Here is a 14,857-nt window from a genome sequence, read left to right on the forward strand (position 1 = left end):
ATGAAAAAATATATATTCTTAGCTTTACTTACAATGGGCGTTTCCTCGTGCCAGTTGGTAGATGTCTTGGACCAAAAGCCCGAATTCGAAGCAGATTTAGACGGTGCCATCACAACACCCGCTGCTGTAGAGTTAGCCTTAAACGGAATCTATTACTCCTTGCCCGGAAATGGATTCAATGTCATATTTCCTACAGTAAGTGGTTCCTTCAAAGCCGGGACCATGTGGCGTCAAGAAATTGTCAGCGCCGGTAATGCCGTTTACTACTCCGAACGAATGTTGCCTACCCTATCATTCAGTGATGCAACGGAATGGGATGCAGATTACGCTGTAATCAAAAACGCCAACTTCCTGGAAACAGCCTGTAACCGCATGAGTGACGGAGAGTTCTCCGGAAACCGTAGAGCCGAAGTGTTAGGTGAAATAGCCTATTTACGCGCTTTGGCCTACTTCAATATCTTGGTTCGTTACTGCGAATTTTGGGATATGAATAGTGAATACGGGGTTGTCATGCGTAATGAAGCTCCATCCGTATCCAATGCTCTAAAGGCACGTAGCTCCGTAGCCGATTCTTATCAATATATTCTGGATCAACTGGAAATAGCTATTGAAAAAGCTCCTGATTGGAAAAAGCTTTCACAAGCTTCTAAAGAAGCAGCCAAGGCATTAAAGGCAAGAGTATTGCTGTATGCAGGAAAATACACAGAAGCGGTAGCAGCAGTTAATGATGCAATTGATACAAATTCTCCATTGCCGGAAGCAAACTATGGTGACGTTTTTGATAAGTTTTCAACAACCAAAGAGATTCTATTCGCTCGTGTATTCGACCAAAAAGATGCCACCAACACTTCAACCCGTCAGCAATGTTACGGTAACAGCCCCACGAAAAAACAAGGTTACTGGGGGCCCACCAATGAGTATGTGGAACTGGTGGGGGATGATCCTCGCGCCGATGCCATCTTCTCTAAAGTAGACAGCCTGATGGACAGCCGCAGTTCTGCGGTAGCCTACAACCTGAAATCGGTAAAGAAGCTGCTGAATGATGCCAATGACATGCCTGTCATCTTCAGCCGTGTTTCTGAACTTTATCTGATAAAAGCCGAAGCCTTGTATCGTTCGGGAGCCTCTATATCCGAAGCCTACGCACCGATCCGTAAACTACGCGAAAGAGCAGGAGCCGAAATAATTCTTCCAGCCAATAACGAAGAACTGGAAACCGCCATATTCAACGAATGGATGCTGGAATTGTCTTTCGAGAACTGGCATGAATGGTTTGCCATGATCCGTTTTGCAGGATACACAGAGAAACCCGATTTCACCCGTCTGCTTGCTTTGAACAAGACGTTAAGAGAAGCTTTGGAAAAAGAATATGAAAAATCGGAAGCACAAGGAGACAATTATTACCAACGCATCATAGACCGCCGTATCGATGCCATTCCGTCGTCAGAAATCAGTTCTAATCTGGAATGTAAACAAAACCCTGGTTATTAACATATTAAATTCAAAGACATGAAAAAATATATCTTACTCATTTTCGCATGTATCTATGCGATTCACTTAAATGCCCAGAATGCAGGAATCAATTTCCTGCACGGCACTACTTGGGCAGAAGCCGTAGCCAAGGCCAAAGCAGAAAATAAACTGATATTCATTGATTTCTATACCCAATGGTGCGGACCTTGCCTGAATATGGCACAAACCGTATTCTCATTGCCTACAGTGGGTTACTACTATAACCAAACTTTCATCAACCTCAAAATTGATGCTGAAGAAGGTGAAGGAATTACATTAGCCAAGAAATACGGTGTACGCAGTTATCCCACCTATGCATTCATAGATCCTGCCACCGAAGAAATCGTTCATCGCAGCAGCAGCCGTCAGACTCCCGAACAGTTTATTCAGACAGGAAAAGATGCAAACATTCCTACCAAACGCTCTTTTTACCTGCAAGAGCAATATACCAAGGGGAACAGAGAACGTGCATTCTTGATTGATTACATCAATTATCACTATTCAGTCTATGCACGCAATAACGTACAAGCCGCTTTTGATGAATTAATAAAAGGAGGTGCCAAACTGACTGATCCGAATGTATGGGAAGTATATGTAAACACCATCAATGGCATGAACCCGTACCTGAAGCAAGTATCAGACAATTATGCGGATTTCTGCCAGCGTTTCGGCAAAAAAGCTGTTGACGCTAAATTGGCAAAAGAAACTTCATACGGCGAATTGGCGGAAATTGAAGCCTTATGCAACTATGAAGGAAAAGATTTCAATCTGAAAATGATCCGTATCAATAATGATATCCGGGAACAAAAGTATGAAGCGGCAGCTACCCAGATTGATGCGATGATTGCAGACACCACAGTCAATCAGCAAGAGTTAATCAGTAGACTGAAATTTATCGCCCGTTTGGGATACAAAGCAGAGGAACTTCCCGAATTCTGGTTCAACAAATGTGTAGGCTATCTGCAATACATTGCTTATAACCAAACAGACAGAGATGATGCTTTCATCCATCAGGAATATGCAGCCGCCTTGGAAATGGTACTTCGCAAACTGAACGGCAAAGCCCCCATCCCTGCCTGCCTCAGCACAGAACCCGCATACGGAAAGAAAGTCTATAACATGCGTCCCGATGCATTGAAAATGAAACCTAAAAGAAAAAAATAAGATGAGAACTCTAAAATCCATCATGGTACTTGGCCTTGCGCTGAGTACCTTTACCGCTACAGAAGCTGCAAAGCTCACTTTTAAGGTCACCAATCCCAATGAGAAGGTCAAAGTGAGATTGACTTTCAGCCAAAGTGGCGAACAAAAAGAAGTGGCGATTGATGCCGCTGGAAACGGCAACATAGAAATCACAGGATTCACTCCGCAATATGTAACCATGCAATACACACGCGGACGCCGTACTCTTTATCTGGATCCCAATCAAGACCTTACCTTGTCATTCGACAGTGACAACATGTGGAGAAACACAACCTTTGAAGGAGCAGGTGCCGCTATCAACACCTATCTGGGAAGCAAAGAGCTCCAATCACTCGGTATGCCCGATATGAAAATGCAAGAGGCCGCCCTCATACACAAAGGGGACAGCCTGTACGCAGCCAATTGCCAAGTATTGGAAGCCGCAAAACTTCCAGCCGATTTCACTACACAGGAAAAAATACGTTTGCAATTCTATACGTATTATTATTTCTCCAAATACGCTTTGTATCATCCTCATTTTGGAAAGGATGACAACTATATTCCTTCCAAAGCATATTATGAAAAACTGGAAGCTATTACTCCGATCAATGCCAGTTTATTAGCTCTAAAAGAATATAAGGCTTTTCTTCCCGATGCTATCAGTGCCTTTAGTAATAAAGGAAAAACAGTTGCATCAAGTTCTACAGAACAAAGTGTAAACTACGTAGATGCAACCATACAGGATGAAAAGGTTGCAGAATTTCTGATTGACCAATTTGTTTATAACTTTGTAGACAATAACGGGCTGGATGAAGCAGACGGGCTGATTGTCCTATTCCGCAAACATGTGAAGGATGCAAAGTCCATAGAAAAATTCAACGCACTTTGTACCAAGTGGGAAAAATTAAGATCAGGCAATCCCTCAGCAGCTAGCTTCTCCTATCCGGATATCAATGGAAAAACAGTATCTTTGGCAGATTTGAAAGGGAAATATATCTATATTGACGTGTGGGCTACCTGGTGTGGCCCTTGCCGTGGAGAACTTCCTGCGTTAAAGGAATTGGAAGAGAAATATGCAGGAAAGGATATTCATTTTGTCAGCCTGTCATGCGACAAGAACAAAAAGGCATGGGAGAACATGGTAACAAAGGATCAACTAAAAGGGATCCAGTTACACATGGGAACAGACAGGACCTTTATGGATGCTTACCTCATCAACGGCATTCCCCGTTTTATCCTGCTGGATCGGGATGGCAAAATCATCTCTGCCAATATGACCCGTCCGTCAGATCCCAAGACAGCAGAGAAGTTCAATGAACTGTTAGGACTATAAAACTCTCTCTTATATTAAACATTAATCTAACGATAGGCTTTCTTCGTGAGGAGAGGGCCTATTCTATTTGTTTTAGCCAGGAGAACGATACAGAAAGAGAATAAAAGACACGAACTATACAGATCTTACAGTATTGTCTAAAACACCTGTAATTTCCGTATAATTCGTGCCCGAACAATTTAAATACGATGATTTTTATTGTAGGAATGAAATCAGCACACCGGCAGCCACGGCAGAACCGATAACTCCTGAAATGTTACTTGCCATACAATATTGAAGCACATGATTTTTGGGGTCATACTTCAAAGCAATTTCATTAGCCACACGGCTGGCCATGGGCACAGCACTCAAACCTGTAGCCCCAATCAGTGGATTGATCTTCTTCTTAGTGAAAAGATTCACCAACTTCACAAACAAGATACCACCGGAAATAGACAAGGCAAACGCCAAGAAACCACCTATCACAATACCGATAGTAGTCCAATTCAAAAATGCCTCCGTAGTCATTGTCGCACCGACTGACAACCCCAAGAAGATAGTTGCCGCATTCATGATACTATTTGAAGCTGCATCAAACAAACGTGAAGTATCACTACCTATTTCCTTAATCAAGTTACCAAACATCAACATACCAATCAAAGGCACTGCACTTGGCACAAACAGAGCGACCACCGTAGTCACTACAATCGGAAATACAATCTTCAGCACACGAAGATTCTTGATTTCTACCGAAGAAGGATATTTCTTTTCCTGTTCCTTCATATTGATACTCAATTCTTTCTTCGTACACCAGATTTTCACAACCAACGGAATGATAACGGGTACCAGAGCCATATACGAATAAGCGGCAATAGCAATCGGCCCTAGCAAATGGGGAGCCAGTTTAATAGTGGTAAAGATAGCGGTAGGACCGTCTGCTCCACCAATAATACCCAATGAAGCCGCCTCTTTCGGAGTGAACCCCATCAAGATAGCTACCAACAATACTGTGAAAATACCCAACTGTGCAGCAGCTCCGAAAATAGAAAGCCGCAAATTACGCAACATCGGACCAAAGTCTGTCAAAGCACCTACCCCCATAAAAATGATAGGCGGAAGAAAACCGGTCTTAATCAACATGTAGTAGATAAAGTTCATCAGGCCCAAGTCGTGCGCAATTTCGTGCAACGGCATTTCCCAGATGTTCTTCAGTGCTCCATTCACCATTACCATGCCGTTTTCATCGGCCTGGACAACCCCCATCTCACCACCGGGAAAGTTAGCCAGCAACACTCCGAAAGCTATCGGAATCAGCAGCAGCGGTTCGTACTTTTTCTTGATCCCCAAGTAAAGTAAGATGAACGCAATGGCATACATTATCAAGAATTGCGGTTCAGCAATAATATTGCTGAAAGCAGTCATATCATAAAGTCTTTCAAATATATCTTCCATTATACTATTTTCATTAATACGTCATCCTCTGAAACCGTGTCACCCGAATTAGCGCAAATAGCAGTTATAGTACCGTCATATTCCGCACGGATCGCATTATAGGTCTTCATTGCTTCGACGTAACAAATCACATCACCTTTATTAACCTTTTCACCCACCTTCTTCGGAGTTTCCTGGGCATTCTTTACTAGGAAGAATTTACCTTCCAACGGAGAAAGCACATCTTTCCCTTCCCCTACCGGAGCAGGAGCAGCTTGTGCGGGAACTGCACCCGAAGCAGCTGTCAGCGTAGCAGGATCTACAGCACCATATGCCACTGTAACGCGATAAGGTTGCCCGTTCACATCCACCGTCAATACCTTGGTCTTGTTTTCAGCTTCGACAGGAGTAGTGGCATTCGCTTTCTCCTCACGACGTTTCTTCACATCTGCCAAGAAGTCTTCTTTTGCCTTCCCGCTCTTATAAGCTTCATACTGGGCCGGATGCATGGCATACTCAAACAGTTCTTCGTCATCCTGTCCTTTATCCCATTGTTTTTCAAGCATCATCTTGCGATATTTTTCCAACTGGTCGGGATAATTGTCCTGCGGATTGCCATCAAAGAACTTGCGGCCTTCACGTTCTGCCTTTTCAATAATTTCAGGAGCCAGTTTACCCGGTAAACGTCCCGCTTTACCCAAAATCATATCCCAAATATCATCGGCAATCATTCCCCAACGTTCCTTACCTTTCTCCATAGCCATTACATTCATCATGGCAAGGTTCTTCACATACTGGCTGAACGGAGTAACCAAAGGAGGATAACCCACACGCGGCCATACGTAAGCAACTTCATTGAACAACTTGATCAACAATTCATCCTGAGTCATAAACGGCAGGTTACGTTTTGCCTTGTACTTGTTGATAGATTCCAGATTCGTTTCAAGATCGGCCATCAAACTTCCCATCATGCCGCCCGGCAATCCCGGAGCAATCAGTAAAGAATTCATCAGACGGTTTTTGGGACTGATATATAAACCAAGGAAATCATCCATAAACTCCTGAATCATGGAACGCACTTTCATATACGCTTCCATATTAATTTCGGGCACTTTAAATCCGGCATCTTTCAACATGGCTTGCACACTAATCAAATCAGCATGGCCGGTTCCCCATGACAATGGTTCCATACCTACATCAATATAGTCGCAACCAGCCTGGCATACTTCCAAAATAGAAGCCATATTGAATCCGGGTCCCGCATGAGAGTGATACTGTATAGGAATATTTTTAATCTTCTTGATTCCGGCAACAATCTTTCCCAATGAAACGGGACGTCCGATGCCGGCCATATCTTTAATACAGATTTCATCGGCTCCGGCTTCTATAAGCTGCTTGGCCATATTCACATAATATTCCACAGTATGTATCGGAGAAAAAGTGATACAGAGCGAACATTGTGAAATCATTCCGGCTTCGTGAGCATAGCCGATAGAAGGGATAATATTGCGGACATCATTCAATCCGCAGAAAGTACGGGTAATATCTGTTCCTTGCACATGTTTAACCTTATAGAATAATTTACGGACATCTGCCGGGACGGGACTCATGCGGAGACCGTTCAGCGCACGGTCCAGCATATGAGTCTGGATGCCTGCTTCGTGGAAGGGTTTCGTCCACTCGCGCACAGCTCTATTCGGATTTTCACCAAACAATAAATTTACCTGTTCAAAACCACCACCATTTGTTTCCACACGGGCGAAACAGCCCATTTCAATAATAGCCGGGGCAACCTTAACCAACTGGTCTACACGAGGCACGTACTTACCCGCACTCTGCCACATATCGCGGAAGACCAGACTAAATTTTACTTCTCTTTCCATTTTTGATAAATGTGTTTTTCTTTTTTTGGATTATAACTTCTCAATCTTTATCACCTGACCTTTACCTGCTGTCAAAATCTCAACTGCCGCCTTAATAGCATCCATAGCACCAGTATCTGCCGTAGGTGCTACAGCAGGTGCTTTTTTGGGGGTCTCTTCGGGGGCCACTTTGTTGACAACAGTAATAAGGTACTTGCTTAGATAGATAACGATGAGGAGAATGACAAAGACGGTCGCCATACCGACCACCATCAACATCAATCCAACTCCTATGTTCTCCATAATTTTCAGTGTTATTAATAGTACTTACTACACTCATAGGTTATTCAAAGCCTAAAAAGTGCTCAAATTTAGCCATTTCGGCTTTACTTCTATCATAAATGGAATACAAAATATGCAAAATTATCAGAAAATAAGAAGAGTCTAAAGAAATGTGCTTAAAATCCGGAACAGTCATCAGGTCAAGAAATTAACAGTACCTTCATCCACTGTAAAAGGAAATTGAATCTGCCTGCCCGATGACACTCCGAAAGGTGGTTTTGTGATTTTTTAAAGAAGGATTTCATTTAATGGTTTCCGCTTCTTTTCTGTAGGTTCATCCTCCGCATAACCGACCGGAATCAAAACGGCCGGTTCCAAATTTTCCGGCAGTCCCAAAACCTCACTGCATTGCGGAGCATCAAAATTACAAACCCAACAAGTACCCAGTCCTTGTTCGGCAGCAGCCAGACAAAGATGTTCTACTGCAATAGCAATATCAATATCAGCATGATCCTTATTATCGGCACGGCGATGCCAAGACTCATTATGATCCACACAAGCCACTATGATACAAGGAGCCGTAGCAAGCCATTCCCGTTTATAACATGAATACAACGCTTTCAGTACGGCCTCATCTGTAACAATACGGAAACGCCATGGTTGAAAATTAACTGCAGATGGTGCAAAACGTACACATTCCATGATATAATCCAACTTTTCAGCCTCAACAGGACGATTGGCATATTTGCGTGCAGAATAGCGCGCCTTCACTAATTCTAGAAAGTTCATAAGCATTATTATTAGTTTGCATACAAAAATAGTAACTTTGCACCGATAAAAGAAGTACAAATATGAAGAAACTTGTAATATTCGACCTGGACGGCACATTACTGAACACCATTGCCGACCTGGCTGCCGCCACCAACCAAGCCTTACAATATTATGGCTATCCTACACATGAAACGGAAGCATACCGCTTTTTTGTAGGAAACGGAATCAATAAATTATTTGAGCGTGCTCTGCCTGAAGGGGAACGTACGGAAGAGAATGTATTAAAGATACGTTCACAATTCATCCCCTATTATGATGAGCACAATGCCGATTTAAGCCGCCCTTATCCCGGTATCTCCGAATTATTAAAAACACTGCAACAGCAAGGGATCATGATAGCGGTCGCCTCCAATAAATACCAGGCAGCTACCCGAAAGTTAATAGCACACTATTTTCCTGAAATAAACTTTGTGGAAGTATTGGGACAACGCGAAGGTATCCCCGCAAAACCCGATCCATCCATCGTAAACGAAATTATGACAAAAGCAGGAGTCAAACAGGAAGATATACTTTATGTAGGTGATTCTAATGTAGATATGCAAACAGCGCATCATGCCGGAGTAACAGCTATAGGTGTGGCATGGGGATTCCGCCCGCGCACAGAATTGGAAGCCTTGCATCCGGCGCACATCATAGAAAAAGCAGAAGAATTACTTCCACTTCTCCTTTCATGATTATTTTCATTAAATACATAATTCATCAAGCACCTTGATAAGCGATTTATCGGGGGGCTTGTCTTTTTTAATTGCCTCAGAAAAAGGCATATATACCACCTCATCGTTATAAATGCCAATCATTACATTGCGCTGTCTGACACATAACAAACATTACACTTTATAGAACTTCCGAACATTTCACCCTTTTGTTACGTTTATATAAATATAGTATAAACAAAAAAAATAAAAACGTATTATGTCAGTCATTTATAAATTCTTATTTCCATCCAAGCCCGATGGCACTGCTATGTCACTTCTGATATTAGCTTTACGAATCCTGTTTGGTGTTTTACTCATGTCGCACGGTGTACAGAAATGGGCCAACTACGATGTCATGTCCGGCAGTTTTCCCGATCCTTTAGGAATAGGAAGCCAACTTTCACTGGTACTGGCTATTTTTGGTGAAATGGTTTGTTCGATGGCTTTCATTTTCGGATTCCTTTATCGCTTGGCAATGATTCCGATGATCTTCACCATGTGTATCGCATTCTTTGTTGTTCATGGTTCTGATCCTTTCGCCGTTAAAGAATTAGCCTTTATTTATCTGGTAGTATTCATATTATTGTATATAGCAGGACCGGGTAAATTCTCACTAGATCATTTCATAGCCAAAGCACTTGCCTCCCATAAGAAATAACCGATTCAGATATGTTTCAAGAAACGTTCTATATCTGCTTCCAATTTTTTATAAAGAGGTGATAACTTATAGCTGGTATGTTTGCGGAGTACAATGTCTACTCCCAACTGCCGGCGCTGATAGCTAGTCAGTTCATTATGAAACTGCATATTATGCTCTGCCAGTTCTTTAATCTCCGTTTCACGTTCACGGCGTAACACATTGCAGACAGGTACTAACAATCTCATCACTACACTATCCATAATGTGATGTCCTTGAATAAACATATAGGTATTGTCCTCATTCACTCCCAATTTGGCAAATTCCCCCTTCATCGCCTCTATTTCCTCCAAGGCTTTCGGATGGCGGCGTTCCAGCTCCAATAATTTACGCCTCACCCTGCGGCTCATACTCTCTAAACTCCGTTCAAGATGATAGACACTGACCCTATCTAATTTTACATACGAACAGAAATCAAGCAAAGAGAATTCGGAAAGATTATGTTTTCTATAAAACCACACCGACCAGATGAACAACGGATAAGCTATTTGAGAATACATACGCATAAAAGCGACAAAATCCACCAATGGATGATCATTCAACGTTGCCATGACACAAACCTCATGCAATGCTTCAGCATAACACTGATAGTTTTCTATTGCATATGCATAGGTATGAAAAACATATTTGTTATTTATTATATAACGTGAGGTATGGGTAGCCCCCTGCAACAGATAATCATAATCACTATCTACACAAGCTATCATATTTTGTCCCAACCGAGGTCCCAGTTCATTCATCAGCACAGACTTCTTACCTTTAGCCAAAGTGGTTTTCGAAGGAAGCATCACTTCGAAATAACGAGTTTCATTTTCGTATTCACCTAACAAGGTACGCCAGAATGAAATATCATCATAACTCTCAACGTATGCAATAATCTTGCGTCGCGAACATTTAGGCTTCAATTTGTTGGCCGCACCAATATATAAGGAGGACAGATTCTCGGACAATCTTTTTCCCATAGTATCGTCGTTAGAAATTGTTTATTTTGTAATATCACTCACCTCGGTCACTGCATCCAGCCAGCCATCCATAATCACAGCAGGCGAATGAGTTGTCAATACAATCTGTACATTAGGATTCAATTGCCGTATCAATGAAATAAGGCGTTGCTGCCATTCCACATGCAAGGATACTTCAGGCTCATCCATAAACAAGACCCCGCGGCGATTGTCTTGCACCAGAACCGTCAGCAAAATAACCAAAATCTGCTTCTCGCCGGAAGACAGTTGATAAGGATAAAGTATATCTCCATCCTGTTCAAACAAAATCTCATTGCTTTTACGAATGATTTTCTTACCGGTCTCACCAAACAAGTCATCCATCAGATTCTGGAATTTTGTCTTGGGGTAAGACATCTCGGCGGCACGAAGCTGACCGTCAGGACCACCGGAGGTAAGGCACTCGATGATGCGGTTACCGATATTTACCTGATAATCCAGATAACGCCGTTGCAACTGATAAAGTTGCCAATCCAATTCTGTCTTAACATTCTTATCCGCCATCTTTTCGAGAAGTTCCGAATGAATCAACGGACGGTCAAAACTACGGATTACATCAAAGTGTATCTGGGTAGCATCTTCCGGAGAGAAGACAAAATGTACCCCGGGAGCCGAACCGTTACTCAATGCTCCACCTTCCAAAGCCGTCAGGCTATTCACAGATCTGTTCAGGATAGTGCTCTTGCCGATACCATTCACTCCGCTCAGAATATTGACATCCGGACGCAGTTCCCATGAGATATCTTTACGGCCCCAAAGCCGCTTTATCTCGATACGTTTTATATAATCAGCTTGTTTTTTCATTTTTGATAGATTTACTTGTAAGCAAAGATAGAAAATATAAAAAAAACCTCCTACATTTGCACTGTTATTTAAGGTAAAAAGAATGGCTATTCAAAAGTACAAAGGACATTTGGCATTGCTAGGCGCTGCCATAATGTGGGGATTGATGTCCCCAATTGGTAAAACGGCGTTAGAAAACGGTATTTCAGGCCTTTCCCTCGCTACATTTCGAATGACAGGAGGTGCTATCTGTTTTTGGATAGCTTCTATTTTCGCTCCTAAAGAACAAGTAAAGCCGCACGACTTGATGATGTTGTTCTTTGCAGGATTGTTGGGTATCGTCCTGAATCAGGGATGTTTTACTTTCGGACTATCACTGACTTCCCCCATCGATGCTTCCATTGTAACAACCACAGCCCCTATCGCCACTATGATTGTCGCTGCCATTTATCTGAAAGAACCGGTTACAGGGAAAAAAGTGATTGGCATTTTTCTAGGTTCCATCGGAGCTTTAACACTCATACTGAGCAGCCAGGGCTCAACAGATGGAAAAGGCGGAAGTATTCCGGGAGATTTGCTTTGCCTGTTGGCACAAATCAGTTTCTCATTCTATCTGGCTATTTTCAAAGGACTGATCAGCAGATACAACATATTTACTTTAATGAAATGGATGTTTACCTATGCAGCCATCTGCTTTATTCCATTTTCCTATCATGAGGTCTCGACCATACATTTTCACGAAATTTCCACTTCCACATGGGCCTGTGTAGCCTATGTCATTGTAGGTGGAACATTCCTTGCCTATATTCTGATGATGATCGGACAGAAAACATTGCGCCCTACTGTCATCAGTATGTACAACTATGTGCAGCCTATTGTAGGAACCAGTGTCTCTATCTTGTTAGGAATGGGAACCTTCGGTGTTGCCAAAGGAATAGCTGTGGCACTGGTATTCACGGGAGTTTATATTGTAACCCAAAGTAAAAGCCGTGAACAGATGCTGGCAGAACAAGCAGCCAAGAAAGAATAACCTCAACTACACTGCAATCCGAAACCAGACACTCTTCACCGACCATAAAAGCCGTATCCACTCTACTTTTGAGTAACGATACGGCTTTTATGTATTTAAAGGAATTCTCAGCCAATTGGCTCCTCCAATTTCAGTTTCTCCAAATATGCTTTCGTATCCGCCCAAAGCTGTCTTGCCTGCGGATGATTCATAAACTTATCCTTTACTTTTTTAGGCTTGCAAGAAGCAAACATCTGTCCTGTAACTTCTTTCCATCGCTCATCCAAAAGCAAACTGACAGCTGTCGCAGCTCCTTGCTTCGGAGTACGGATACAAGGACGGAACAGTATGTCGGTCAACGGATCAAACCACATATCCATACGGATGATATTGGTAGAAACAATACCGGGATCGGCAGCATTGACGGTGATTCCCTCTGCTTTCAACCTTTCAGAAAGTTCACGGGTAAAAAGCCACAAAGCCAACTTTGTATTGCTGTAAACAGGGATACGCCAAAAACTTCCTCTCTTTCCACGAACAAAAAATTCAGGAGTAATCTTCCCTATGGAATACGTACAAGAAACCATGTTCACAATCCGGGTTCCCTGCCCCATCAGAGGTAATAATTTCAAGGTCAGTAAAAAAGGGGCCACATAGTTCACGGCTACCGTATATTCCAAACCATCCTCCGTTGTAATCAAACCTCCGGAACTCATGGTTCCCGCATTGTTCATCAGTAAGTCGATATGTTTTCCACGCCCCAACAAATCTTCTGCGATATTAGTCACAGAAGCCATAGAAGAAAGGTCAACCTGTCTGACTTCTATCTCTTTATTGCCTGTTTCCAAAATCAACTGGTTCTTACGCTCCTCTCCTTTGAAAAGAGTGTAGCACAACATAATTACATGATAACCGGCCTGTGCTACCGCACGGGTTATTTCGGTTCCCATTCCTCCATCGGCACCGGTTATTATGGCTAATTTACTCATTGGTTCTCTAATTTTTCTATTTCACGTTCCAAGCAAAGGGGCAATTTCTCTTCCAAATGTTTGTGGCATGCCATATCAATAGTGTACATTCTCGCAATGCAATAATTACTATGACCGCAATTGCAACGCGCCTTTTCTTCAGTGCGCAACCGATTCACAAAACCAGGTTCATTCAGCAGCGCCCTTCCCATCTGTACAAATTCAAAACCATCATCCAATACCTCATCTATCTTTTCACGAGATACCAGCCCCCCCACATATACTAACGGAATTTCCTTTATTTCTGTTCTGAATCTCAATGCATCTTCCAAAAAATAAGCCTCTTTGAAAGGTACTGTCGGAATCATCCATTTGCCTACCATACGCACCCCATATTTCAGCCACCAACAGTTCATATAATGTGTCATACTTTTTATAGGCATCGCTCCCCGCATGACATACATAGGCGCTTTGCTTACAAAACCTCCACTCAGCACCAACGCATGAGCCCCGTCCTGTACCAACCGTTTCGCTACCTGCACAGCTTCATCTATTTCCATTCCTCCTTTAAAACCGTCACGCATATTGGTTTTTACCAGAACGGCCATGTCATTACCTGCGGCACGCATCACTTCCTCCATCACCATATCCATAAAGCGCATACGATTCTCCAACGAGCCGCCGAACTCGTCTTTACGATGATTGGTGTAAGGTGAAAGAAACTGACTGATAAGATAGCCATGCCCCGCATGTATCTCCACCGCGTCAAATCCGGCCTCACGCGCCCAGTTGACCGACTGACCGTATGCCTTTGCCATCTGCGGCAGTTCCTCCTTGCGCAAGCCACGCACGAAAGTAGGCGAATAAAGATTAAAACCGGAAGAAGCTCCTATGGGTGTTACCCCACAAATACTTTTGTGCGACATATTTCCACAATGTCCCAACTGAATGCTTACGGCAGCCCCTTCTTTATGAACCGCATCGGTTATTTCCCTTAATCCCGGTATAATTTCAGGGCGCATCCACAATTGCCTGTCGAAAGAAAGGCCACTCTGTGTAACTGCTGCATAAGCAATAGTAGTCATTCCCACTCCACCTGCCGCCACCGAGCAGTGATAATCCTTCAATTGCCGGGACGGAGCATTGCCCGGACACATACTCTCAAAAGCAGCCGAACGAATCGTACGGTTACGCAAAGTCAGCGGTCCGATAGAAGCGGGAGTAAATAATTTAGAGTTCATCATTCATATGTTATGTTTCGCTTTCATCATTTCCTGAAACAGAAACGATAT

General features: G+C 42.8%; 14 protein-coding genes and 1 pseudogene. 6 read left to right on the forward strand and 9 right to left on the reverse strand.

The features are described 5' to 3' along the window. Genes RE317_RS04500 through RE317_RS04510 form a run of 3 tightly spaced genes read left to right on the forward strand, consistent with a single transcriptional unit; the run spans position 1 to position 4,027 of the window. The gene (locus RE317_RS04500) at positions 1–1,491 is read left to right on the forward strand and encodes a RagB/SusD family nutrient uptake outer membrane protein (RefSeq protein WP_005845896.1); all 1,491 of its coding nucleotides are present in this window, start codon (positions 1–3) and stop codon (positions 1,489–1,491) included. An 18-nt stretch (positions 1,492–1,509) separates the two neighbouring features. Then, positions 1,510–2,676 carry a thioredoxin family protein gene (locus tag RE317_RS04505; protein WP_032945810.1) on the forward strand — a complete coding sequence of 389 codons (1,167 nt, stop codon included), beginning with the start codon at positions 1,510–1,512 and terminating at the stop codon, positions 2,674–2,676. 1 nt (position 2,677) lies between these two features. Beyond that, entirely contained in the window at positions 2,678–4,027 is a 1,350-nt protein-coding gene (locus RE317_RS04510) for a TlpA disulfide reductase family protein (protein ID WP_005848950.1), read from the forward strand. 195 nt (positions 4,028–4,222) lie between these two features. Here the strand turns inward: RE317_RS04510 and RE317_RS04515 are convergent, their stop codons facing one another. From RE317_RS04515 to RE317_RS04530, 4 genes are all read right to left on the reverse strand, one after another. Further along, positions 4,223–5,458: a sodium ion-translocating decarboxylase subunit beta gene (locus tag RE317_RS04515; protein ID WP_005845893.1), complete on the reverse strand. Its 1,236-nt coding sequence runs from the start codon at positions 5,456–5,458 to the stop codon at positions 4,223–4,225. Further along, complete coding sequence (locus tag RE317_RS04520; protein WP_008667755.1) at positions 5,458–7,320, reverse strand: biotin/lipoyl-containing protein; 1,863 nt, start codon at positions 7,318–7,320, stop codon at positions 5,458–5,460. Before RE317_RS04520 ends, RE317_RS04515 begins: the two co-directional genes overlap by 1 nt. Positions 7,321–7,350: 30 nt before the next feature. Then, positions 7,351–7,602, reverse strand: a complete 252-nt coding sequence (locus RE317_RS04525; protein WP_005845891.1) for an OadG family protein — start codon at positions 7,600–7,602, stop codon at positions 7,351–7,353. 267 nt (positions 7,603–7,869) lie between these two features. Beyond that, entirely contained in the window at positions 7,870–8,370 is a 501-nt protein-coding gene (locus RE317_RS04530; protein WP_005845890.1) for a nitroreductase family protein, read from the reverse strand. Between the two features lie 62 nt (positions 8,371–8,432). Between RE317_RS04530 and RE317_RS04535 the strand changes: the two genes are divergently transcribed. Further along, on the forward strand, positions 8,433–9,086 hold the full coding sequence (locus RE317_RS04535) for an HAD family hydrolase (RefSeq protein ID WP_008667757.1): 654 nt from the start codon (positions 8,433–8,435) through the stop codon (positions 9,084–9,086). A 9-nt stretch (positions 9,087–9,095) separates the two neighbouring features. Here RE317_RS04535 and RE317_RS04540 read toward each other — a convergent pair. After that, positions 9,096–9,221 (reverse strand): annotated as a pseudogene (locus RE317_RS04540) (6-phosphofructokinase); the annotation flags it as partial. Positions 9,222–9,324: 103 nt separating this feature from the next. Between RE317_RS04540 and RE317_RS04545 the strand changes: the two are divergent. Further along, the gene (locus RE317_RS04545) at positions 9,325–9,765 is read left to right on the forward strand and encodes a DoxX family protein (RefSeq protein ID WP_005848959.1); all 441 of its coding nucleotides are present in this window, start codon (positions 9,325–9,327) and stop codon (positions 9,763–9,765) included. Between the two features lie 5 nt (positions 9,766–9,770). On the opposite strand, the gene RE317_RS04550 is transcribed toward RE317_RS04545, so the two are convergent. After that, positions 9,771–10,766: a DUF4435 domain-containing protein gene (locus RE317_RS04550; RefSeq protein WP_005848961.1), complete on the reverse strand. Its 996-nt coding sequence runs from the start codon at positions 10,764–10,766 to the stop codon at positions 9,771–9,773. A 21-nt stretch (positions 10,767–10,787) separates the two neighbouring features. Then, positions 10,788–11,609: an AAA family ATPase gene (locus RE317_RS04555; RefSeq protein ID WP_005845885.1), complete on the reverse strand. Its 822-nt coding sequence runs from the start codon at positions 11,607–11,609 to the stop codon at positions 10,788–10,790. Between the two features lie 82 nt (positions 11,610–11,691). Between RE317_RS04555 and RE317_RS04560 the strand changes: the two genes are divergently transcribed. Beyond that, on the forward strand, positions 11,692–12,618 hold the full coding sequence (locus RE317_RS04560) for a DMT family transporter (RefSeq protein WP_005848963.1): 927 nt from the start codon (positions 11,692–11,694) through the stop codon (positions 12,616–12,618). Positions 12,619–12,725: 107 nt separating this feature from the next. Here RE317_RS04560 and RE317_RS04565 read toward each other — a convergent pair whose 3' ends face one another. Together RE317_RS04565 and RE317_RS04570 are read right to left on the reverse strand one after the other, a co-directional pair. Further along, positions 12,726–13,586 (reverse strand): SDR family NAD(P)-dependent oxidoreductase, encoded by an 861-nt coding sequence (locus RE317_RS04565; RefSeq protein WP_005845883.1) that lies wholly within the window; start codon positions 13,584–13,586, stop codon positions 12,726–12,728. After that, positions 13,583–14,809 carry an NADH:flavin oxidoreductase gene (locus tag RE317_RS04570; RefSeq protein WP_008667759.1) on the reverse strand — a complete coding sequence of 409 codons (1,227 nt, stop codon included), beginning with the start codon at positions 14,807–14,809 and terminating at the stop codon, positions 13,583–13,585. Before RE317_RS04570 ends, RE317_RS04565 begins: the two co-directional genes overlap by 4 nt. Between the last annotated feature and the right edge of the window lie 48 nt (positions 14,810–14,857).

Source organism: Phocaeicola sp. GP0067, assembly GCF_031119655.1.
GTDB classification, from domain to species: domain Bacteria; phylum Bacteroidota; class Bacteroidia; order Bacteroidales; family Bacteroidaceae; genus Phocaeicola; species Phocaeicola vulgatus.